This window comes from Halomonas sediminis (assembly GCF_044871105.1).
In the GTDB taxonomy this organism is placed as follows: Bacteria; Pseudomonadota; Gammaproteobacteria; order Pseudomonadales; family Halomonadaceae; genus Vreelandella; species Vreelandella zhuhanensis.
In genome coordinates this window covers 2386497-2408100 of sequence record NZ_CP085246.1, presented here as the reverse complement: position 1 = coordinate 2408100, position 21604 = coordinate 2386497, and the positions used below count along the sequence as shown (strand labels likewise).

The 21604-nt window shown below is 57.3% G+C and carries 18 protein-coding genes; 9 read left to right on the top strand and 9 right to left on the bottom strand.

Translation table 11 applies throughout. The features are described from left to right. Nucleotides 1-3: 3 nt before the first annotated feature. From LG290_RS11425 to LG290_RS11405, 5 genes are all read right to left on the bottom strand, one after another. The gene (locus LG290_RS11425; RefSeq protein ID WP_499834922.1) at nt 4-705 is read right to left on the bottom strand and encodes a glutathione S-transferase N-terminal domain-containing protein; all 702 of its coding nucleotides are present in this window, start codon (nt 703-705) and stop codon (nt 4-6) included. 37 nt (nt 706-742) lie between these two features. After that, entirely contained in the window at nt 743-943 is a 201-nt protein-coding gene (locus LG290_RS11420) for a DUF2905 domain-containing protein (RefSeq protein WP_160417939.1), read from the bottom strand. A 21-nt stretch (nt 944-964) separates the two neighbouring features. Beyond that, nucleotides 965-4108 carry a D-2-hydroxyglutarate dehydrogenase YdiJ gene (gene ydiJ / locus LG290_RS11415; RefSeq protein WP_499834921.1) on the bottom strand — a complete coding sequence of 1048 codons (3144 nt, stop codon included), beginning with the start codon at nt 4106-4108 and terminating at the stop codon, nt 965-967. Between the two features lie 72 nt (nt 4109-4180). Beyond that, a complete protein-coding gene (gene iscB, locus LG290_RS11410) occupies nt 4181-5551 on the bottom strand; it encodes an RNA-guided endonuclease IscB (RefSeq protein ID WP_499834920.1) in 1371 nt (456 codons plus the stop codon). Between the two features lie 410 nt (nt 5552-5961). Continuing rightward, the gene (locus tag LG290_RS11405; protein ID WP_499834919.1) at nt 5962-6552 is read right to left on the bottom strand and encodes a DUF4202 domain-containing protein; all 591 of its coding nucleotides are present in this window, start codon (nt 6550-6552) and stop codon (nt 5962-5964) included. A gap of 217 nt (nt 6553-6769) precedes the next feature. On the opposite strand from LG290_RS11405, the gene LG290_RS11400 reads away from it, so the two are divergent. Then, complete coding sequence (locus LG290_RS11400; RefSeq protein ID WP_499834918.1) at nt 6770-7063, top strand: hypothetical protein; 294 nt, start codon at nt 6770-6772, stop codon at nt 7061-7063. 162 nt (nt 7064-7225) lie between these two features. Further along, a complete protein-coding gene (gene serS, locus LG290_RS11395) occupies nt 7226-8503 on the top strand; it encodes a serine--tRNA ligase (RefSeq protein WP_499834917.1) in 1278 nt (425 codons plus the stop codon). Here serS and LG290_RS11390 read toward each other — a convergent pair. Then, on the bottom strand, nt 8448-9284 hold the full coding sequence (locus LG290_RS11390) for an SIMPL domain-containing protein (RefSeq protein WP_499834916.1): 837 nt from the start codon (nt 9282-9284) through the stop codon (nt 8448-8450). The two genes, serS and LG290_RS11390, sit on opposite strands and share 56 nt — an antisense overlap. Nucleotides 9285-9474: 190 nt before the next feature. On the opposite strand from LG290_RS11390, the gene LG290_RS11385 reads away from it, so the two are divergent. Further along, nucleotides 9475-10578 (top strand): AI-2E family transporter, encoded by a 1104-nt coding sequence (locus tag LG290_RS11385; protein WP_499834915.1) that lies wholly within the window; start codon nt 9475-9477, stop codon nt 10576-10578. Between the two features lie 60 nt (nt 10579-10638). On the opposite strand, the gene trxA is transcribed toward LG290_RS11385, so the two are convergent. Beyond that, on the bottom strand, nt 10639-10962 hold the full coding sequence (gene trxA / locus LG290_RS11380) for a thioredoxin (RefSeq protein WP_114487999.1): 324 nt from the start codon (nt 10960-10962) through the stop codon (nt 10639-10641). Nucleotides 10963-11273: 311 nt separating this feature from the next. Between trxA and cysB the strand changes: the two genes are divergently transcribed. Beyond that, on the top strand, nt 11274-12248 hold the full coding sequence (gene cysB / locus LG290_RS11375) for an HTH-type transcriptional regulator CysB (protein WP_160417947.1): 975 nt from the start codon (nt 11274-11276) through the stop codon (nt 12246-12248). 22 nt (nt 12249-12270) lie between these two features. Here the strand turns inward: cysB and LG290_RS11370 are convergent, their stop codons facing one another. Together LG290_RS11370 and pabB are read right to left on the bottom strand one after the other, a co-directional pair. Continuing rightward, nucleotides 12271-12891: a phosphoadenosine phosphosulfate reductase domain-containing protein gene (locus LG290_RS11370; RefSeq protein ID WP_499834914.1), complete on the bottom strand. Its 621-nt coding sequence runs from the start codon at nt 12889-12891 to the stop codon at nt 12271-12273. Nucleotides 12892-13027: 136 nt separating this feature from the next. Next, nucleotides 13028-14383, bottom strand: coding sequence for an aminodeoxychorismate synthase component I (gene pabB, locus LG290_RS11365; RefSeq protein WP_499834913.1), 1356 nt, complete (start codon nt 14381-14383; stop codon nt 13028-13030). Nucleotides 14384-14634: 251 nt separating this feature from the next. Between pabB and LG290_RS11360 the strand changes: the two genes are divergently transcribed. The 5 genes from LG290_RS11360 (at nt 14635) to prpF (ending at nt 21556) form a co-directional block, all read left to right on the top strand. Beyond that, nucleotides 14635-15363, top strand: a complete 729-nt coding sequence (locus LG290_RS11360; protein ID WP_499834912.1) for a GntR family transcriptional regulator — start codon at nt 14635-14637, stop codon at nt 15361-15363. Nucleotides 15364-15440: 77 nt separating this feature from the next. Further along, complete coding sequence (gene prpB / locus LG290_RS11355; protein WP_499834911.1) at nt 15441-16331, top strand: methylisocitrate lyase; 891 nt, start codon at nt 15441-15443, stop codon at nt 16329-16331. 114 nt (nt 16332-16445) lie between these two features. Then, nucleotides 16446-17573 (top strand): bifunctional 2-methylcitrate synthase/citrate synthase, encoded by a 1128-nt coding sequence (gene prpC, locus LG290_RS11350; RefSeq protein WP_160417952.1) that lies wholly within the window; start codon nt 16446-16448, stop codon nt 17571-17573. A 103-nt stretch (nt 17574-17676) separates the two neighbouring features. Next, nucleotides 17677-20277 (top strand): Fe/S-dependent 2-methylisocitrate dehydratase AcnD, encoded by a 2601-nt coding sequence (gene acnD, locus LG290_RS11345; protein ID WP_499834909.1) that lies wholly within the window; start codon nt 17677-17679, stop codon nt 20275-20277. 100 nt (nt 20278-20377) lie between these two features. Beyond that, entirely contained in the window at nt 20378-21556 is a 1179-nt protein-coding gene (gene prpF, locus LG290_RS11340; RefSeq protein WP_499834908.1) for a 2-methylaconitate cis-trans isomerase PrpF, read from the top strand. The last annotated feature ends 48 nt before the right edge of the window (nt 21557-21604 follow it).

Here is a 21604-nt window from a genome sequence, read left to right as displayed (position 1 = left end):
GCATTACTCAGCCGACTCCCTGAGGGAGCTGCGAGTGGCGGCCTGCTCTTTTTGCTGATCGTCGGGGATTTGCATCCCCCGAACAACCGCAGGACGGGCGCCGACTCGCTTGAGCCAATTCAGCAGGGGGTTCAGGCCGGCCACTGCCTCGGCTTCGGTCTCTTCCTCACTGAGCTCTTCAACGGCAGTTTTCGCCCAGGCATAGCAGGCGATATCCGCGATACTGTAGTGAGCGCCTCCCAAGTAAGGCACCTTCTCTAACCGAGCATTCATGACTTCCAGCAAACGCAAGGATTCCTCGCGATAGCGCTTGATGGCCATGTCACTTTTTTCCGGGGCGGCATTCTTGAACCAGTGCCATTGGCCTACCATGGGTCCAAGATGAGCCATCTGGAAAAATAGCCAGCCCAATGTCTCGCTACGCTCTTCACCTGATTCCGGCAGTAGAATACCGGTCTTTTCCGCTAGGTAAATTAGGATATTTCCCGACTCGAACAGCCGTCTCGGCTGCCCCGAGGCATCCTTGGCCTCATGATCGAGTAGTGCCGGAATCTTGCCATTCGGGCTGATTTTGCGAAATTCGGCGTCGTGTTGCTGCTCCTTGGTGATGTCCACGGCAATCACCCGATAAGGCAAGCCGAGCTCCTCCAGCATGATGGAGGCTTTCCTGCCATTGGGTGTGCTCCAGGTATATAGCTCAATCATCACGGTGCTCCTTTTAACGGGGTCTGTTGATTCGAAACTAGCGATTCACTAACCACAGTAGTATCGATAGCAGCAGGCTTGCCAAAATCATCGTGGTGACAGGAAAGTAGAAAGAGAAATTCTCACGGCGAATGACGATATCCCCGGGCAACTGGCCAAGGGGAAGTTTGGAAAGCCAGGGCCAGAGCAGGCCGATAGCCACGATCACCAATCCCAGCACAATCAGGGTTTTCGACATTCTCCCTCCTGAGAATATTGTTTAATGGCGTCCGCTTTCCTTGAGGGTTTTCAATAACCCCTGCAGCGGATGCAACAGCGTTGTCTCGGAGAAGCGTTTGACCTGGCTACGACAGGAATAGCCGGTCGCCAGTAGCCGGTCTTGACGTTGATTGTCTTCCACTACCGGTTGCCAGGATTGCGCATAAATGGTGGTCGAGGTGGCCAGGTTACGGGTTTCATGGCCATAGGTGCCGGACATGCCGCAGCAGCCGGTCGCGACCAATTCCAGGTTCAGGCCGAACGCCGCGAACACTTGCTGCCAAGCCTTGGGGCTACCGGGTGCATTGGTTTTTTCCGTGCAATGCGAAAGCAGCTGATAGCCAGGGTCGTGGAACGTCAGGTCATGCGGCACGAAACGCGTGCCCAGCGACAACAGCCACTCCTGAAGCATTAGTACTTCGGGTACCACCTTGGCGCCCAGCGATTTGACGTATTCCTGACGATAAGTGAGGGTCATGGCCGGGTCGATACCTACCAGGGGCACACCGAAGTCGGCAAGGGTACGTAAGCGTTTGGCCTGCTTTTCGGCGGTGCGTTCGAAGGCGCCCAGAAAACCTTGTACGTGCAAGGGTTTGCCATTGGCGGAATAAGGCGCCACGAATACACGGATATCCAGGCGCGATAAAAACTCGACGATATCCATCACCAGTTTAGCTTCAAAGTAGCTGGTGAACGCATCCTGGACAATCACCACGCTACGGGCTTTCTGTTGTTCGGTAAGCAGCGCCAGAGAGGTGGGGGTGGCTTCGCTGATTCCCCAGGCCTGGAGTTGTTTTTTCAGGCTGGCGCGGGAAAGTGGCGGGCTATCGCTGATGCCCAGGGGGCCTGCCATCAATTTGTCGACCCAGCGTTGGCCGATCAAGGTGTTATACACAGGCGCCATTCTGGCGAGCGCCGGCATGGTGAATTCCGTGGCGCCGATCACATAATCACGCAACGGACGCAGGTAGCGACCGTGGTAGACCTCGAGAAACTGCGAGCGAAACTGCGGTACGTTGACCTTTACCGGACACTGGCCGGCGCATGACTTGCAGGCCAGGCAGCCGACCATGGCATCATACACTTCATGGGAAAAATCGTTGTGGTTGCGGCGAGCCAATGTGTTGAAGGTCCGCGCCGGGAAACTCTTGATAAATCCCCAGCGGCCTTCGGCTTTCTTTTTACGCGATTCATCCACGACGTCGATGCCAGCCTGCCCTTGCAGCCGCAGCCATTCGCGAATCAGGCTGGCACGCCCCTTGGGTGAGTGAATACGGTCTCGGGTGGCTTTCCACGACGGACACATGGGGTCATCGACATCGTAGTTGTAGCAGGCACCATTGCCATTGCAATACACCGCGGCGTCATAGGCTTGCCATGCCTGTTCGTCAATCTGACGATCGAGTTCCCCGCGTGTGGTCACCCCATCGATGGCCAGAAGATTGGGGTCGTTGGCTTTCACCGGTGTGTCGCCCAGTGGGGTGGCGATCTTGCCCGGGTTCAACTGGTTGTGGGGGTCGAAAGCGGCTTTCACACGTTGCAGGCTGGGGTAAAGGTCACCGAAGAATTTAGGCGCGTATTCCGAGCGTATGCCCTTGCCGTGTTCACCCCATAGCAGGCCGTGATATTTTTGGGTCAAGGCGGCGACTTCGTCCGAGACCTCTCGAATCAAGCGTGCCTGCCGAGGGTCTTTCATGTCGATGGCGGGGCGTACATGCAATACCCCGGCATCCACATGGCCGAACATGCCGTATTCCAGCCCCCGGGCGTCCAGGGCGGCGCGAAACTCGCCGATGAAATCCGCCAGGTTCTCCGGTGGTACGGCGGTATCTTCGACAAACGGAATCGGGCGCTTTTCGCCCTTGGCATTGCCCAGTAGCCCCACCGCACGCTTACGCATGGCATAGATGCGCCGAATCTTCGACCTGCCTTCCGCCAGGGTATAGCCCAGACGGGGCACGCTTTCGTCATGGGTAAGATGCTGGGTAAACGCGGTGATGCGTTCAGCCAGACGCTCGGGATCATCGTCGTTGAATTCGATCAGGTTGATGCCGCGAATCGCCACGACCTGGGTGGTTTCACCATCTTCCTGGGGAAAGAACTCGGCGACGCTGTCCCAGACGAAATCATCCATCGCCAGCAGCAATACCTTGTCATCGACGGTTTCGATGGAAGTGGGACGTGACGGCTGCGGCTGAGCAGATGAGGAGCCGCTTCCCATCAAGGCCTTGGCGTCACGCAGCGCCTCCATGAAGCTTGCATAGCGCACGTTGACCAGGGTGGAGTACTTGGGAATCGGCAGCACATTGAGCACCGCTTCATTGAGAAACCCCAATGAGCCTTCCGAGCCGCACATCAGGCTGTTGATATCCAGGTGGCCTTCTGCATCGCGCAGGTGGGCCAGGTCATAACCGGTGAGGCAGCGGTTCAGCGGGGGGAAGGTCGCCTTGATCAGCTCACCTTGGGTGTCGATGATGTCTTGCGCGGTCTTGTGGACGCGACCGCGAATACCGCTTTGCTCGCATTCAGCCTGCTCTTCCGCCTTGTTGAGCGGGCGACTCTTCAGGTGAACGCCCCCCAGCAGGATGCTATCCAGTTCCAGCACGTGGTTGCGCGTCTTGCCGTATTCGCAACTGCCCTGGCCGCTGGCATCGGTGGAAATCATTCCGCCGATGGTGGCGCGGTTGGAGGTGGAAAGATCTGGAGCAAAGAACAACCCATGCGGCTTGAGTGCCGTATTGAGCTGGTCCTTGACCACTCCGGCCTGCACGCGCACCCGCCGGTTTTCCGGGTCGATATCCAGAATCCGATTCATGTAGCGCGTGACATCCACTACCAGCCCATCGGTAAGTGATTGACCATTGGTGCCGGTGCCGCCGCCTCGTGGGGTGAGGACGATATTGCGATGCGGCATTTCCGATGCCAGCTTGGTGATACGTTGGATATCTTCGGCATGCCTGGGGTAGAGCGCCGCCTGGGGCAAGCGCTGATAGATCGAGTTATCGGTCGCAAGCACCGTGCGATTAGCGTAATCAGGCGCAATATCGCCTTCAAAACCGGCGGTTTTCAGCGCTGCCAGAAAACGTACGTAATGCTTGTCGAGACGCTCGATAAGAGCGGTTTGAGTATCCAGAGGTGCAATCATCAGATTTTGCGCGAGATACCCGGTACTTCTAGTGCCGGGAGGGATAGCGCGTCGCCCGCAGGGCGACCAGGATTACGCCACCGTCTGTCCCGCTCCTCCTTTTTGTCGGTTAGTGGATGTCAGGTGATAGCCGTAGCCATCGCTGCGCTGGGTCACCGCGCAGTATTTGTGCGAGATGCCTTGCACCGCTCCGTGTTCGGTCTGGATGTTAAAGCTGCCGGTTTTGCGCACCGCGACACGCCCGGTATGCGTTCCGGCTTTCTTGCCGGTTGGCACGATAGCCTTGACCATATCGCCGGTCTGAAACCCCTGAACTTGCTTTTGCCGCATCAAGAAACCGCGAGGGAAGCCGTGCTTGGTTAAGCGGGTACGCTTGTAGCTGCCGCGCCCGGTGGCTTTGATGGTCAGCGTCGGAACCGCCCAATCGTGCAGAGTGTCGAAAGCACCGACACAGGCCGCATCCAGGGCGTGGGTTTTGGGAATAGTAAGGCGCTGGCGGTTGTATTTGGTGCGCCCGCCAGTGCCGACGGCCATCGGCAGGCCGGTCGTCTTGAGTGCGCTGAACAGCGACCAGCGGGTCGCGTTGACCGCACTGGCGTCGCGTAGTGGCTGTTTAAGCTGGCGCTCTACCCGCTCAAGCTGTGTTTCAGCCGTGTGTCCGTTGGCTTTCAGGCGCTTTCTTAGCCCTCTGTCGGTGGCAAAGAAGTCAGCCAGCGGCAGGGCATCCTTGGCTTGGTTACAGTCGTGGCAACTCAACGTCAAATTGCTGACGCGGTTAGAGCCTTGGCGCGTGCGCGGCACGACATGCTCGATTTCCAGTGGCGTATCCTTGGTGCCGCAGTAGGCACACTCACGGCCCCACTTTTCCAGCAGGTACTCGCGTACCTCGTAGCCAAGCAGCGTGCCTTGCTGATATTCCACGCCGCTAATTTCAGGGTTTTCCAGCTTTTGGGTGTCGAAACGCACCAACTCCTGGCTGATCGCAGTGATCGGTGTCAACCGAGAAAACCGATTGATCCACGCCATCACCGTATCCACCTGATGTTGCAAGCTGGGGGCCAGCCAGCCCTTGGGCTTGGTGCGGTTGTCAAAACGCGGCGCGCGGTAACGCAGGTTTTTTGAACGGCGACGCCGCCGAAACGCAGCCCGCTGTTCCATCGCCTTCCTGATCGAGTAGCCGCGATGAACGAGATCAAACAGACATAGCACATGCCGCTGGCCATCGTTCGTTTCACGCATCAGCGCCAGCCCGGTCGTCTTGCTGCCGGGGTCGATGCCCAGGCGTAACGGCTGGGTGTCGCCACCCATCCTATCCTTCAGCCGGATCGTGAACGGATAGCGCTTATGCACCACGGCGCGGCCACGTTCCAGCAGCAACCGAGCGCGCTTCTCGCTACACGGCATTAACGGCTGCTTGTGTTTATCCAATACGAAAACCGCCATGGCGATTTCCTCCGTGTTAATGCCCTTACGGGCCTGGTGTCGCGGGGCTTGCGCCCCGTCTCCCCTCGGGAATGTCGATAACCGGCTCCTGCGTTTCCGCAGCGGTCAGAACCTTCGGCGTTTTACCTTGCGCCCATGGCGGCGTACCGCAGCATGATCCTGACCTTCCAGAGCCCGCCGCTGAGGAAGTACGGCGGGGTGGGTCTTGGCGACCTGTTACCAACGTAGCGGGTTGGCTACCGCCCTCCCTGGTCAACCGGGCTTGTTGTTACAAGCCTCCGGCTTCAGCCGAAGGTAGTTGACGTTCAAGCCATATTCAAGCCATCACTGCCGGCGTTGCCGGAGGGGAAGTAAGTAGGGCTTACTTTACCGCAGCGAAAGGTCAGGCGCACTCAGCGCCATGCATTGCATTACCCGGCCAACGCTTCTTCCACCAGGCGGCGAGCTTCTGTCGACATGGGCAGCGCCAAGGCCAATTCATGCGCTTGAGGTGACATCTTTCCCCAAGTCTTTTGCACGATGCGCAGCATGTGGTCGTGTTCCAAGGTGCGCGAAAAATCGCCGAAATAATTTTCCAGAAAGACCAGACAGGCGCAATCTTCCAATGCCTGAACGCAGGCGTCACGCCCCAACCCTTGCTTGCGGATCATCCGGGCGACACGCGCGGCGTCTTCGGGACTGTAACCGGCGTTCTCCATCAGGCCTGCGGTGGTCTCGCCGGCGCGCTTTCCCTGGTCGCGACGCCAGGTCAGATAGCCCACCCGACCTGCGGGGTAGTCTTCGCGCGGCACCTGCCAGCGTTGCAGGTGCTGAGCGCGCACTGCCAGCCGCAGCAACTCATCCGGGGCTTCATGAACTCTTTCCAGCCATTCGCTCATGCGTTGCGCGTACCATAATTCTCGGGGAACCGGCTCGCCACCCACCTCGACATGGCGGGGGTCTTGGTCATGCAGCGCATCGAGTGCGGTCAGGGTCAGCTCGAAAGGTGACGAAGTGCTCATGCGGGGCTCCAAGGGTTGGGGGGTTCTATAGGCATATTTTGGTGCCGAATACGTCTCATCATGCAATGCCTCCTGGCTGGTTACCAATCGCCAGCCTTGTAATCTACATGTACGGCCAATACATGCTGTAGCATTCACTGAATCACGTGCGCCGGTTTTTCCGGAACCACCTATTCCATCAATGGTCAGTTGCTACCTGTTTCCGGAAATCATTTTTATGCAGTCAATCAGTTTTTTTGATTCAGTCGGTGAAAAAATAGGCGAGATCATTCGCGCCTTCGTCGATTTTCTAGTGGCAATGTTCAGCAATTTCTTTGGTGCCATGGATGCCTTCGTGGATGGGTTGACCCGGTCGCTAGGCATCAACGCCTCGTTCTTCAGCATCGCCGTACTGGTGGTCGGTCTCTTGATCGTTTTCGGCGGCATCCGCGCTCTGCTGCGTGGTTCGGTCGTTGGCGGGGTGCTCCGAACCTTGGTCGGGCTGGTGATTCTTTCTTGGCTGATTCCCTGAGGCCTCTCCATTAGCTCCCCCTTACCTATTAAAAACGAGGATTTTTGGTAACGTTCCGGTGAGGCCATGGCTCCTGGGTCGGCTTTTGCCTACAATAGGCACCTTTTCGCGCAGCTTGCGTTGCGCATAGTTGATTGATTTCAGGCCAAGGGACAGGATTTCATGCTCGATCCGAAACTGCTGCGCGGTGATCTTGAAGAGGTTGCCCGACAACTGGCCCGGCGGGGCTTTGTGCTCGATATCGAGCAGCTGCAAAGGCTGGAAACCCAGCGCCGCGAGCTGCAAACCGAAACCGAAAAATTGCAGAATGAGCGCAATCAGCGTTCCAAGGCAATTGGCAAGGCCAAGGCCAATGGCGAAGATATTGTCCCCTTGTTGGCGGAAGTCAGCGATCTTGGGGACCGTCTGGATAGCGCCAAGATCAAGCTGACCGATGCTCAGGAACAATGGGAGACGCTGGTGAGCGGCATGCCCAACCTGCCGCATGAAAGCGTGCCGGAAGGCAAGACTGAAGACGACAACGTGGAACTTCATCGCTGGGGCACGCCGCGCGAGTTCGATTTCGAAGTGTTGGATCATGTCGATCTGGGCAAGAAATCCGGTTATCTCGATTTTGACCTGGCAGCCAAGCTGACCGGTGCCCGCTTTGCGGTGATGCGGGGTCCGATTGCGCGCCTGCATCGTGCGCTGACCCAGTTCATGCTGGACATACAGACCGAGCAACATGGCTACGAAGAGTGCTATGTGCCGTATATGGTCAATCGTGACTCCCTGTTTGGCACCGGCCAGTTGCCCAAATTCGGCGAGGACCTGTTCAAGCTGGATGACGAGCGCGGCTATCACCTGATTCCCACCGCCGAGGTGCCGCTGACCAATTTTGCCCGTGACGAGATACTCGACCAGGCAGTGCTACCCATGAAGCTGACCGCGCATACGCCCTGTTTTCGGAGTGAAGCGGGGTCGCATGGGCGTGATACGCGGGGCATGATTCGCCAGCATCAGTTCGACAAGGTCGAAATGGTACAGCTGGTGGAGCCGGAGACCAGCTATACGGCGCTAGAGGAAATGCGCGGCCATGCGGAAGCGATTCTGCAAGCGCTGGCGTTGCCGTATCGCGTGGTGACCCTGTGTACCGGGGACATGGGGTTCGGCGCGGCCAAGACCTACGATCTGGAAGTGTGGCTGCCTAGCCAGGAAACGTACCGTGAGATTTCGTCGGTTTCCAACTGTGAGGATTTTCAGGCGCGGCGCATGCGAGCGCGTTTTCGTCATCCCGAAGAAAAGAAGCCTCGGTTACTGCATACCTTGAACGGCTCGGGCTTGGCGGTGGGACGTTGCCTGCTGGCGGTAATGGAGAATCACCAGCAGGCCGACGGCTCGGTGACTATTCCTGAGCCGCTGCGTCCTTACCTGGGTGGGGTCGAGCGGCTTTCTCTGTAATGGCCCATTGAACGTTGACTCCGGCATCGATGCGAATGATGCCGGGGTGATATTCGGCTTGGGTGCCACTGCTTTCCATGCTGTCGGCACGTATCGACATCATGCGCGGGGCGAAGACCGGCGATTGCGTTTCCTGGACCTGAGTGATCTCGCCAAGCGTAATGTTCAGCGTGTCGGCCATCAGTTGCGCTTTATGGTGAGCTTTTTCTAACGCTTTTACCAAGGCTTCATCGGTGGCGGCTTCACGGTCTTTCAAGTCGAATTGAACGCCGTCAAGCGAGTTCACTCCCGCATCGACCAAGGCATCAAGTATATCTTCCAGTCGCTCCAGGTCGTTCAGTGCTATCTCGATAGGGCGTTCCAGGCGGGTACGTACAAGCGTTTCTCGCTCATTGCTCTGCGAAGGACCGTTGACATGTTCTGGTCGTATATTGAGTGACCCTGCATTGATGGCGTCACGCGCCAGGCCCATTTCTTCCATGTGACCAATCAGCTCGCTGGCACGCTGCTCCAGGCGTTGGCGTGCCTCGGCCAAGGCGTCGCTATCCTGCGTCTGGCTGTCACGTTGCGCCACAGCGGGAGTGTGTTCCCACAGCCTGGCCTTCAAGGTGGCCTTATCTGGTTCGACGTCCATCGAGGCTTGGGCTTGAATGTTGATTGAAGGCGGTGGATGAGAGGCCGAAGCGGAGGCGGAAGGCGCGCTCATGAGTACGACAAGAGTGCCGAGGAGTGTGGCCAAAAATGAGTGGCGCAGCGTTTTGGCGTGATCAAGCGACAACATGCTAAAGCCTCCTTGCGGACAACCAGGGTGTTGGTGAATGTCTGAGCGGGATGAATGAACGGGTTGGAAGCATGAGACGTTGGAAAGTTCACTCGCGTCCGCACGAAGCGGCTCAAGAAAATACCATTGGGTTTGTGCTCTTGGCGAGCCGCAACCATGATGGAAAAGATGGCAGGCAAGAGTAATGGATATGACGAAATTAACGGATGAGTATTACCGCAATGTGCCTCTGAACGCTACCTTGGCGATGGCGGCATTGGTGGTGATTGTGGCTGGAATGAAAGCCGGAGCCGAGTTGCTCGTGCCGTTGCTGCTGGCAATTTTCATTGCTGTTGTGTGTACGGCGCCGGTGCAGTGGTTGAATCGGCGGGGGTTGAGCTTACGCGCTGCTGTGTGGCTGACGCTGTTGGTGTTGCTGGTATTTGTTTCCTTGCTCGGTTTATTGGTGGTGAATAGTTTTACTACGTTTATTGAAGCATTGCCCGACATTGAATCACGTTTGTATGAACATTACTGGAATATACTCAATGTCTTGGCCTCGAAGGGGTTGGCGATCAACCCGGACCAGCTAAGTAATATATTCAATATGGATGAAGAGACTTCCTGGGTTCCCCAGTTTCTGGGGGAAATAGGCAATCTTTTCATGCAAAGCATTATTGTGTCATTGCTGGTCATTTTCATGCTGTTTGAAACGCTGAATTTTCGCGAGAAGGTATCGCGCGCACTGGTCAATCCAGCACCGAGCTTGAAGCGTTTCAGAGAGTTCAGTTCAACGCTTAAACGTTATCTAGCGGTCAAGACCATGATCAGCCTGGTCACCGGCATATTGGTTTGGCTGGCCTGTCTGGCTGTAGGCGTCGACTTTCCTTTGCTGTGGGCGGTGTTCGCCTTCGCGTTGAATTTCATTCCGAATATCGGCTCGGCGATTGCGGCGATACCACCGGTGCTGCTGCTGTTGGTAGCCCAGGATGGGGGCTTGCTGCAGGCAATAATATTGGCCTCGGCTTACTTGGTAATCAATTTCGTGCTGGGAAATTTGGTAGAACCTAGAGTGATGGGGCAGGCGTTAGGATTGTCGACATTCGTCGCCTTCCTTTCGCTGGTGGTATGGGGATGGATCTTCGGGGCAGCCGGGATGCTGTTATCGGTGCTTTTGACGATGACGCTGAAGATTGCTCTGGATAGTCATCCGCAAACGCGCTGGATGTCGTACCTGCTTGGGCCGGGGGCAGGGCCGAAAGCACCCCCCAGTATCGAGGAAGCCGACCTGCCGCCCTCCAAGCGTCGTGAGTAGCATGAATGACGCCGCCGACTCAAGGTCGGCGGCGAAGCTACACAGGGGGCAGGACAGGGGTCAGGCGTTTTGATCGATGAACTGTGCCAGCTGTGATTTGGACTGAGCGCCTACCAAGGAAGCTACCTTGGTACCGGACTTGAACAACATCACGGTGGGGACGCCTCGCACGCCTTGTTCCGCTGCAATTTCCGGCGCGTCGTCGACGTTGATGCTGACCACCTTGAGATTTGTTTCACGCTCAGCGGCCACTTCGTCCACTACCGGCGCCATCACCTTGCACGGGCCGCACCAGGGTGCCCAGAACTTCAGCAGTACCGGCTGTTCAGCGTTAAGTACTTCTTGTTCAAAATTGGCGTTGGTGACATCAACATTATTGGCCATATGCTTCTCCCGTTTGCGTTGCTCTTACTGTTACGTTGCCTCAAAAGTGAGCAACGATCATCATGCGGTGTCGTGACGTTTTACCGCGCCAAGTCGGCAGATGTTAGCGGGCGTAGAAGGTGGTGGCAAATTTCCTGTGCTAATACGACAGCGGAAGACCTTGGAGCGCGTTGCGCTTAAAATGCTGGATGTATATGCTATAAGGTAATTATTCTTGGATTATTTATTCTATCGAGCGCTATACCAAGATGCTATATCAAGCCTGCTATCAGGATGGCAAACGTTCGTGAGAAAGGCTACGGGAGGGGAGCATGAAATTACAACAATTACGCTATATCTGGGAAGTGAGTCGTCACAATTTGAATGTGTCGGCCACTGCGCAAAGCCTCTTCACCTCTCAGCCGGGTATTTCCAAACAAATCCGATTGCTGGAAGATGAGCTTGGGGTGGAGATATTCGCCCGTAGCGGTAAGCACCTGACCCGGGTGACGCCTGCAGGGGAGGCTATTATCGAGCTGGCAGGAAGAGTGCTGCGTTTGTCCGAAAACATCAAGCAAGTGGCTCAAGAACACAGTGATGAGCACCGGGGTAGCTTGTCTATCGCTACCACCCATACTCAAGCCCGCTATGCCTTGCCGCCTGTGATCAGCGAGTTCACCCGTAAATATCCCGATGTGGCCCTGCATATGCAGCAAGGTACGCCTAAGCAGATTGCCCAGATGGTAAGCGAAGGGCAGGCGGATTTCGCCATTGCCACCGAATCGCTGGAGCTTTTCACGGACCTCATTCTATTGCCATGCTACCGTTGGAACCGTTGTGTGCTGGTGCCCAAAGGTCATCCTCTGGAAACCCTTGAAGGCCCGCTTACCCTGGCAACTTTGGCGGATTATCCCTTGGTGACCTACGTTTTCGGTTTTACCGGTCGCTCTCAACTAGATGATGCCTTCAAGGCTCAGGAACTTACGCCTAATGTGGTGCTGACAGCTTCTGATGCCGATGTGATCAAGACATATGTACGTCTGGGGATGGGGGTCGGTATCGTTGCGCACATGGCGGTAGACCCAGCGTTGGACGGCGACCTGACGGTGGTGGATGCAAGCCACTTGTTTGCCAGCTCCACCACCAAGATCGGCATCCGCCGGGGCACCTTCATGCGCGGTTATATGTACGATTTCCTCGAACGCTTTGCACCGCACCTTGACCGTAACCGAGTCGATGCGGCACTGACGGCGGGTCCGCGACATGAACAGGCGCTATTCGAGGGCCTGGAGCTGCCTGAATATTAAGCGCTGCCTGAAAGCCAATCGGTCAGTGCTGAAGATGTAGGCCGCACTCGCGTTTGTCTTCCACCTTGGTGGGGTCGAAATAATCGAAGTTATTGGGCAAGTCGTGAGCCTGTAGATACTGGTACATCTCGCGTGCCGTCCAGTGAAGTACCGGGGCTACCTTCAACAGGCCATCAGCATTACGCGATACCGGCTGCATGCGTGAGCGCTCAGGAGTGTCTTCGGCACGCAGGGCGGTAATCCAGACGTCTGGCTGCATTTCACGCAACGCCCGCTCGAAGGGTTCCAGTTTGACTTCCTGAGTGAATGCCGTGTGGCGCGGGTCCTCGATATCGGGTACCAAGCCCTCCACAGCTTCGCGGTGGGCGCGTGAGCGACGTGGCAAGTAGGTGATCAAATTGAGGTTCAGGCGTTTGGCGATGTCGTCGGCAAATTGATAGGTGGCCGGCGTGTTGTAGCCGTTATCCATCCATACCACCGGAATATCCGGCTGAACCTGGGTGACCAGATGCAGAATCACCGCTTCGAAAGGGCGAAAATTGGTGGTGCAGATAGCGTGCTTGCCGAGGCCCAGCGCCCATTCGGTCAAGGCTTTTGGGTCGTGACCCAAGTCACGATTGATAGTGTCCAGATCCAGGGTCATTGGGGTCTCCGGTGGCAATCAGAAAAACAGACATTGTCGATATGCCTAGCCTATCAAAGGGGCTTGGCCTCTCCCCAATACCGTTTGGTTAGGGTTTTATATTCCTTTTTGATTTATAGAAACCGATTTTTATGCCCTATTCAAGGGCGCCGATTAAATGTCGAATCTTGTCGAGTGTCTCGGTATATTCTTCGGCCTCCACTGAGTCCGCTACCAGCCCCCCTCCGCCCCACACATGCAGCTCACCGGCATCGGCGATGACGCTACGAATGGCAATCGAGGTATCCATGTGGCCGCGCCTATCCACATAACCCAGGCTGCCGCAATACATGCTGCGCTGGCTGGGCTCTAGTTCGTCGATGATCTGCATGGCACGCACCTTGGGGGCTCCGGTAATCGAACCGCCGGGGAATGCCGCTTCCAACAAGGCAAACGGGGTGCTGCCAGCGCTTAATTGCCCCTGCACTACGCTGACCAGATGATGAACATTGGGATAGCTCTGGAGTTTGCACAGTTGAGGGACGCGGATGCTACCAGGCTGACAGACACGTCCCAGATCATTACGTAACAGATCCACGATCATCACATTTTCCGCACGATCCTTTTCGCTATTCAAAAGTTGGCTTGCCAGCGCTCGATCCTCTTGTGGGGTCTTGCCGCGCGGTCGAGTGCCCTTGATTGGATGAGTTTCCACCCAAGGATGGCGGCATTGAAGAAAACGCTCGGGAGAAAGGGAAAGTACCGCCTTGTCTGCCCACGCCATGTAGCCCGAGAAAGGAGTCGGGGTAGCATTGCGCAGGCGCAGGTAGGCTTGCCATACATCGCCTGTATAGGGGGCATGAAAGCGCTGAGCCAGGTTGATCTGATAGCAATCCCCGGCGCGAATATAACGTTGAACGGCTTGGAAGCGCTGGCCATACGCCTGACGGTCCAACTCTGCAGTAAACGCCTGCAGCAGGGTAAACTCGGAGGAGGCGGGGGGTGGCTGTGCAAGCCATCTTTGAACCTGCCGGCCACGTTCGGCCGTTGCTACCAGCCAGGCTTTCTGGCAATGGTGGTCCTGGATGATTGCCCAGTCATACAGACCCAAACGGCAGGCCGGCAGCTGAGTCACGGCCTTGCCTGTGGCGTCAATAGCATGTAGCCGGCGACCCAAGTCATAGCTCCAATAGCCGAGTAAACCGCCTAGAAAAGGCAAGTCGCTTTCGAGCGTGATAGGGGGGAGCTGCCCCAGTAGTTGCTGCTGGGCTTGAAACACATCAAGGTCGGCGCCGTATTCTTCCAATAAAGGCGGTGTGCAATGCAGCCGGCCTTGCTGCGTCATTTCCATCAACGCCAGGGGGTCGCTGCTCATGATGTCGTAACGCCCCGACGTGGCAACGGGACGGCCGCTATCCAGCAGGATTGCGCCGGGACGTTGACGCAACCGCGCAAACAACGCCAGGGGGCTGGAAGAATAAGGCAGGGCAGTGATCATTAATGGCGTTGTCATAAAGCAAAATGCCTGGCCGATTAGAGGCGACACATTCTAGGCGCGATGAATCGATGAGGCCAGCAAGTGAATATGATGACTTTTTCACGCAATGCTTAGAAGCTTAAAATCACACTGATTGTTGACAGTCAGGCGGTTAAGAGCTCGTTAAAATACAACGAAAGATGTATGACATCGCCCCCTATAGCTTGTTGACGCCATCGTTACAGAAAGCTAAAGTCTTTTCATTATTCAATTGTCGACAATTTTCCATGACATTATTTGATTCCGGCTTAGAAAACCAGGATACGACCAGCACCGAAACGCTCCATCCCGAAGTGCGTACCTTGGCTGAGCGCGTATTTCATCAATTGCAGGATGCCATTGTGCGCGGCGAGCTTGCGCCCGGCAGCAAGATCACCGAGCCGGGCCTTTCCAAGACGTATGGTATTTCCCGGGGGCCGCTACGTGAAGCCATGCGGCGGCTCGAAGCTCATCGACTGATCCAGCGCGTGCCGCATGTCGGTGCGCGAGTGGTGCAATTGTCGATGAAAGAGCTGCTGGAATTGTTCGATGTTCGCGAAGCCCTGGAAAGCATGGCGGCGCGCTTGGCGGCCGAACATATGAGTGCCGAGGAAATCGCTGGTCTTCGAGAGGTGCTGGCGGTCCATGAGCGTCAAGCCGATCTGCGCCGGGGAGAAGCCTACTACCAGCGCGAAGGGGATCTGGATTTTCACTTTCGCATCGTTCAGGGCAGTCATAACCACATGTTGATGACATTGCTGTGCGATGACCTTTACTACCTGGTCAGGTTGTACCGCACCCAGTTCAGTGCCAGTGGCACCCGGCCTCAACTGGCGTTTGTCGAACATCACCGAATCGTGGATGCCATAGAAGCCGGTGATGCGGAATTGGCCGAATTTCTCATGCGGCGCCATGTCAGCGCCTCCAGAGCCAATGTAGTGGACCGTTATGCCGCAGCACTTGAACAACAGACTTGACTATCAGAATTGAACAATCGGCTTGAAAAGCCGACCCAGGCGTCGCGTTGACGTCGGACAATCATCAGGAGACTTGTATGAATCAACAGACGCCAGGTGCCCGTTTTCGCGCAGCCCTCGAAGCTAATCAGCCGTTACCGATCGTGGGAACCATTAATGCCTATACGGCGATGATGGCCGAGCGGGTAGGACATAAGGCGATTTACCTTTCCGGTGGCGGGGTGGCCAACGCCTCGTTCGGCTTGCCTGACCTGGGCATGACCACTATGAACGATGTGGTGCAGGATGCCCATCGCATCTGTGGCGCTACGGATTTGCCGTTGCTGGTGGACATCGATACCGGCTGGGGCGGCGCCTTCAATATCGCCCGTACCGTCAAGGAAATGCAGCGCGCCGGTGTAGCTGCCGTGCATATCGAAGACCAGGTTGCCCAGAAGCGTTGCGGTCATCGTCCTAACAAGGCAATTGTCTCTCAGGCCGAGATGGCCGACCGCGTCAAAGCCGCCGCTGATGCGCGCATGGATCCGGACTTCTATCTGATTGCGCGTACCGATGCCTTCCAGAAAGACGGACTGGATGCCGCTATCGATCGTGCCAATGCCTGTATCGAAGCTGGTGCCGATGCCATTTTCGCCGAAGCCGTGCATACCCTTGAAGACTATCGCGCCTTCTGCGAGCGAGTTGATGCCCCGATTCTGGCCAACATCACCGAATTCGGCGCCACACCGCTATTCAGTCAGCAGGAGTTGGGTGACGTGGGTTGCCGCATGGTGCTGTACCCGCTTTCCGCCTTCCGCGCCATGAACCAGGCCGCGCTCAAGGTTTACCAGAGTATCCACGAAAAGGGCCATCAGCGTGATGTGATCGAGCTGATGCAGACCCGCGACGAACTCTATGACTTTCTTAATTATCATGAGTTTGAACAAAAACTTGATGCGCTGTTCACTGACCAGAACGATGCCGAATAACTGTCGGTGAGCACAGCGACGACACAAGCAGCTTTTAAAACAGAAGGTTTTGAAACAATAGCGTTGTAACGAACGCTCTTACAACGATAAGTGCATTATCAAGGAGATACCAGAATGGCAGATAAACCGACTAGTGGCGCAGGCCTGCGTGGCCAGAGTGCAGGTACCACCGCCCTATGTACCGTTGGCCAGACAGGTTCCGGCCTGACCTATCGTGGCTTTGACATCAAGGTATTGGCGGAAAAAGCCCGTTTTGAAGAAGTCGCTTACCTACTGCTCAAGGGAAAGCTGCCGAATCAGGCCGAGCTGGACGCTTATATCACCAAGCTGAAAGGCCTGCGTAGCCTGCCACAGGCGCTGAAAACGGTATTGGAACAGATCCCGGCCTCCGCCCATCCGATGGATGTAATGCGCACCGGCGCCTCCATGCTGGGCAATCTGGAAACCGAAGAGAGCTTCGAGCAGCAGCAGGATGCCTCGGACCGCTTGCTGGCCGTGTTGCCTTCGATTATCTGCTACTGGTATCGCTACTCGCACGATGGCATTCGCATCGAGACCGAGACCGACGACGATTCCGTGGGCGGACACTTCCTGCATCTGCTGCGCGATGAGCCGGCCTCCGAGCTGCACGCTCATGTAATGAATGTCTCGCTGATTCTGTATGCCGAGCATGAGTTCAACGCCTCGACCTTCACGGCGCGCGTCTGTGCCTCGACGCTTTCCGATATGCACTCCTGCGTGACTGGCGCCATCGGCTCGCTGCGCGGTCCCTTGCACGGCGGTGCCAATGAAGCCGCCATGGACATGATCGAAGACTGGACTTCTCCCGAGCAAGCCGAGCGCGAAATCATGGGCATGCTCGAGCGCAAGGACAAGATCATGGGCTTCGGTCACGCCATCTATCGCGAGTCCGACCCGCGCAACGAGATCATCAAACATTGGTCCAAGAAGCTCTCCGAGGATGTGGGTGACCAGGTGCTCTACCCGGTTTCCGAGCGTGTCGAGGAAGTGATGTGGCGCGAAAAGAAGTTGTTCTGCAACGCCGACTTCTTCCATGCCAGCGCTTACTACTTCATGGACATCCCCACCAAACTGTTCACGCCGATCTTCGTCTGCTCGCGCGTCACCGGCTGGTGTGCTCATGTGTTCGAGCAGCGTGCCAACAACCGCATCATTCGTCCCAGTGCCGATTATGTCGGGCCGGAGAAAAGCGAGTGGGTGCCGATCGAGCAGCGCGACTGATCCCGCTCTGGCCGCTTGAGACGAGAAAGGCGGCCGTTTCGCGGTCGCCTTACCTTACTCGAACACGACTCGAATCGAACACTACTCGGGATGACCTGACGCTATGAACACTGACTATCGCAAGCCTTTACCCGGCACGGCGCTGGATTATTTCGACACCCGTGAGGCGGTCGAGGCAATCCAGCCGGGTGCCTATGCCAAACTGCCCTACACCTCACGGGTGCTGGCCGAAAATCTGGTGCGTCGCTGCGATCCGGCGATGCTGACCGATGCGCTCAAGCAGTTGATCGAGCGCAAGCGCGACCTGGACTTTCCCTGGTACCCGGCGCGGGTGGTATGCCACGACATCCTGGGGCAAACGGCCCTGGTAGACTTGGCAGGCCTGCGCGATGCCATCGCCGAGCAAGGCGGTGATCCCGCCCGGGTCAACCCGGTAGTGCCCACCCAACTGATCGTCGACCACTCCCTAGCCGTCGAACATGCCGGCTTCGAGGAAGGCGCTTTCGAGAAGAATCGTGCTATCGAAGATCGGCGCAACGACGACCGCTTCCACTTCATCAACTGGACCAAGACGGCCTTCGAGAATGTCGACGTGATTCCACCGGGCAACGGCATCATGCACCAGATCAATCTGGAGAAGATGTCGCCGGTGGTCCAGGCACGCGATGGCGTGGCCTTTCCCGACACCTGTGTGGGCACCGACAGCCACACACCAATGGTCGATGCGCTAGGCGTGATTTCAGTGGGCGTGGGGGGGCTCGAAGCCGAAAGTGTGATGCTGGGTCGCGCCTCCATGATGCGCCTGCCCGACATCATCGGTGTGGAACTCAGTGGCAAGCTCAAGCCGGGCATCACCAGTACCGACATGGTGCTGGCGATCACCGAGTTCCTGCGTCGCGAGCGTGTGGTAGGGGCTTATCTTGAGTTCTACGGTGAGGGCGCGGAGAGCCTGAGCGTGGGCGACCGGGCGACGATTTCCAACATGACGCCGGAATATGGCGCCACGGCGGCGATGTTCTACATCGACGGCCAGACGATCGATTATCTCAAGCTTACCGGCCGCGAAGACGACCAGGTCAAGCTGGTGGAAACCTATGCCAAGGAAACCGGGCTCTGGGCGGATAGCCTGAAAGATGCAGAGTACGAGCGCGTGCTGACGTTCGACTTGTCTTCCGTGAGTCGTACCCTGGCCGGACCTTCCAACCCCCATGCTTTGTTGCCCACTTCCGAGCTTGCTGCACGCGGTATCAGTGGCGTAGTGGAAAACGAAGAGGGAAAGATGCCGGATGGGGCCGTCATCATAGCCGCCATCACCAGCTGCACGAATACTTCCAACCCGCGCAACATGGTGGCGGCAGGGTTGATCGCACGCAACGCCAACAAGCTCGGCCTGACCCGCAAGCCTTGGGTGAAATCGTCGCTGGCGCCGGGCTCCAAGACGGTGAAGATGTACTTGGAAGAAGCCGAGCTCATGTCGGAGCTCGAGGATCTCGGTTTCGGTGTGGTGGCCTATGCCTGCACCACTTGCAACGGCATGTCCGGGGCGCTTGATCCAGCCATCCAGCAGGAGATCATCGACCGCGATCTTTATGCCACAGCGGTGCTTTCCGGCAACCGCAACTTCGATGGTCGTATTCATCCCCATGCCAAGCAGGCTTTTCTTGCCTCGCCGCCGCTGGTGGTGGCCTATGCGATTGCCGGCACCATCCGCTTCGACATCGAAAAGGATGTGCTGGGCCATGACCACAACGGCAATCCGGTGACGCTGAAGGACATCTGGCCCGCCGATGAAGAGATCGATGCCATCGTCAAGCAGGCTGTAAAACCGGAGCAATTCCGCAAGACCTACATCCCCATGTTCGATCTGGACAAAAGTGCCCGGGCCGAGATCAACCCGCTCTATGACTGGCGTGCTCAGAGCACCTACATCCGTCGTCCGCCCTACTGGGAAGGCAATATGGCCAGGCCCCGGGGCCTGACCGGTATGCGCCCGTTGGCGGTACTGCCGGACAACATCACCACAGACCATCTATCGCCAAGCAACGCCATTCAGATGAACAGCGCCGCCGGTGAGTACCTGCACAAGATGGGCCTGCCGGAAGAGGACTTCAATTCCTATGCCACCCACCGCGGCGATCACCTGACCGCCCAGCGTGCAACCCTTGCCAACCCCAAACTGTTCAACGAGATGGTGCAGGAGAACGGCAAGGTCAAGCAGGGTTCGCTTGCGCGTGTCGAGCCGGAAGGGCAGGTAGTGCGCATGTGGGAGGCCATCGAGACCTACATGTCGCGCAAGCAGCCCCTGATCGTGATCGCCGGCGCCGACTATGGCCAAGGCTCATCGCGGGACTGGGCGGCCAAGGGCGTGGCCCTGGCGGGCGTGGAAGCCATCGTCGCCGAAGGTTTCGAGCGTATCCACCGCACCAACCTGGTAGGCATGGGCGTGCTGCCGTTGCAATTTGAGGAAGGTACCACGCGCAAGACCCTGACTATCGACGGCACAGAGACTTTCGACGTGCTCGGCGAGCCTGCACCCCGGGTCAACCTGATGCTGATCATCAATCGCGCCAATGGCGAACGCGAGGAAGTACCAGTGATCTGCCGCCTGGATACTGCAGAGGAACTGTCGATCTACGCCGCGGGCGGTGTACTGCAGCGCTTTGCCAAGGACTTCCTCGAATCCACGGAAAGCGTGACCGCCTGATGGCCATGCCGCATGGCCGAGAACAGGCAGTTTTTGTATAACGTCTAACCTCGACCCGGTGCCGGAAGGCCCGGGTCGAGCTCGATAAAGGACACGATTCATGGCACATAAGCCCCAGATCAAGATTCCCGCTACCTACATGCGTGGCGGTACCAGCAAGGGTGTTTTCTTCCGTCTTCAGGACCTTCCCGAGACCGCACAGAAGCCGGGGCCCGCTCGGGACGCACTGCTTCTGCGCGTCATCGGCAGTCCCGACCCCTACCAGAAGCAGATCGACGGCATGGGCGGGGCGACCTCTAGCACCAGCAAGACGGTGATCCTGTCCAAAAGCACTCAGCCCGATCACGACGTGGATTATATGTTCGGCCAGGTATCCATCGACAAACCTTTTGTGGACTGGAGCGGTAACTGCGGCAACCTCTCAGCGGCGGTGGGTCCCTTCGCCATTAGCAACGGTCTGGTGGACGCCGATCGCATTCCGCAAGACGGCGTGGCCGAGGTACGCGTCTGGCAGGCTAACATCGAGAAGACCATCCTGGTCCGAGTGCCCATCACCGATGGCGCGGTGCAGGAAGCCGGTGATTTCGAGCTTGACGGAGTGACCTTTCCCGCCGCCGAGGTACCGGTCGCTTTCATGGAGCCGGCGGATGGCGAAGGCGCCATCTTCCCCACCGGTAACGTCGTGGACGAGCTGGAGGTACCCGGCGTGGGGACGCTTTCGGCGACGATGATCAATGCCGGCATCCCGACCATCTTCGTCAATGCACAGGATATCGGCTACACCGGCACCGAGCTGCAGGAAGCGATCAACAGTGATCCCAAGGCACTTGCCATCTTCGAGACGATACGGGCCCACGGGGCGCTGCGCATGGGGCTTGTCCAAGCTGTTGCCGAGGCCGCCAACCGTCAGCACACCCCCAAGGTGGCTTTCGTCGCCCCGCCACTCGACTATGTCACCTCGAGTGGCAAACAGCTGACGACCAAGGACATGGACCTGACGGTGCGGGCGCTGTCCATGGGTAAGCTTCATCACGCCATGATGGGCACAGCAGCGGTGGCCATCGGCACTGCTGCGGCCATCGAGGGCACTCTGGTCAACCTGGCGGCTGGCGGCGGAAAACGCAAGGCGGTCACTTTCGGTCATCCATCCGGCACCCTGCAGGTAGGCGCCGAAGCAAGCCTGGTCGACGGCCAGTGGCAGGTAGACAAGGCCATCATGAGCCGTAGCGCCCGAGTGCTGATGGAAGGCTGGGTTCGCGTGCCCGGTAATGCCTTTTAAGCTGTGCTACGCTGAACTTATACTCTCGATCAAAAGCGTACGCTCGAT

What these genes read in the sequence shown, in the direction of transcription:
- serS (WP_499834917.1), top strand. Translation starts at nt 7,226, where the DNA reads ATGCTCGATCCGAAACTGCTGCGCGGTGATCTTGAAGAGGTTGCCCGA.
- LG290_RS11400 (WP_499834918.1), top strand. Translation starts at nt 6,770, where the DNA reads ATGCAGTCAATCAGTTTTTTTGATTCAGTCGGTGAAAAAATAGGCGAG.
- prpB (WP_499834911.1), top strand. Translation starts at nt 15,441, where the DNA reads ATGAATCAACAGACGCCAGGTGCCCGTTTTCGCGCAGCCCTCGAAGCT.
- LG290_RS11370 (WP_499834914.1), bottom strand. Translation starts at nt 12,891, where the DNA reads ATGACCCTGGATCTGGACACTATCAATCGTGACTTGGGTCACGACCCA.
- cysB (WP_160417947.1), top strand. Translation starts at nt 11,274, where the DNA reads ATGAAATTACAACAATTACGCTATATCTGGGAAGTGAGTCGTCACAAT.
- LG290_RS11420 (WP_160417939.1), bottom strand. Translation starts at nt 943, where the DNA reads ATGTCGAAAACCCTGATTGTGCTGGGATTGGTGATCGTGGCTATCGGC.
- prpF (WP_499834908.1), top strand. Translation starts at nt 20,378, where the DNA reads ATGGCACATAAGCCCCAGATCAAGATTCCCGCTACCTACATGCGTGGC.
- ydiJ (WP_499834921.1), bottom strand. Translation starts at nt 4,108, where the DNA reads ATGATTGCACCTCTGGATACTCAAACCGCTCTTATCGAGCGTCTCGAC.
- pabB (WP_499834913.1), bottom strand. Translation starts at nt 14,383, where the DNA reads ATGACAACGCCATTAATGATCACTGCCCTGCCTTATTCTTCCAGCCCC.
- acnD (WP_499834909.1), top strand. Translation starts at nt 17,677, where the DNA reads ATGAACACTGACTATCGCAAGCCTTTACCCGGCACGGCGCTGGATTAT.
- LG290_RS11385 (WP_499834915.1), top strand. Translation starts at nt 9,475, where the DNA reads ATGACGAAATTAACGGATGAGTATTACCGCAATGTGCCTCTGAACGCT.
- LG290_RS11405 (WP_499834919.1), bottom strand. Translation starts at nt 6,552, where the DNA reads ATGAGCACTTCGTCACCTTTCGAGCTGACCCTGACCGCACTCGATGCG.
- iscB (WP_499834920.1), bottom strand. Translation starts at nt 5,551, where the DNA reads ATGGCGGTTTTCGTATTGGATAAACACAAGCAGCCGTTAATGCCGTGT.
- LG290_RS11360 (WP_499834912.1), top strand. Translation starts at nt 14,635, where the DNA reads ATGACATTATTTGATTCCGGCTTAGAAAACCAGGATACGACCAGCACC.
- prpC (WP_160417952.1), top strand. Translation starts at nt 16,446, where the DNA reads ATGGCAGATAAACCGACTAGTGGCGCAGGCCTGCGTGGCCAGAGTGCA.
- LG290_RS11425 (WP_499834922.1), bottom strand. Translation starts at nt 705, where the DNA reads ATGATTGAGCTATATACCTGGAGCACACCCAATGGCAGGAAAGCCTCC.
- trxA (WP_114487999.1), bottom strand. Translation starts at nt 10,962, where the DNA reads ATGGCCAATAATGTTGATGTCACCAACGCCAATTTTGAACAAGAAGTA.
- LG290_RS11390 (WP_499834916.1), bottom strand. Translation starts at nt 9,284, where the DNA reads ATGTTGTCGCTTGATCACGCCAAAACGCTGCGCCACTCATTTTTGGCC.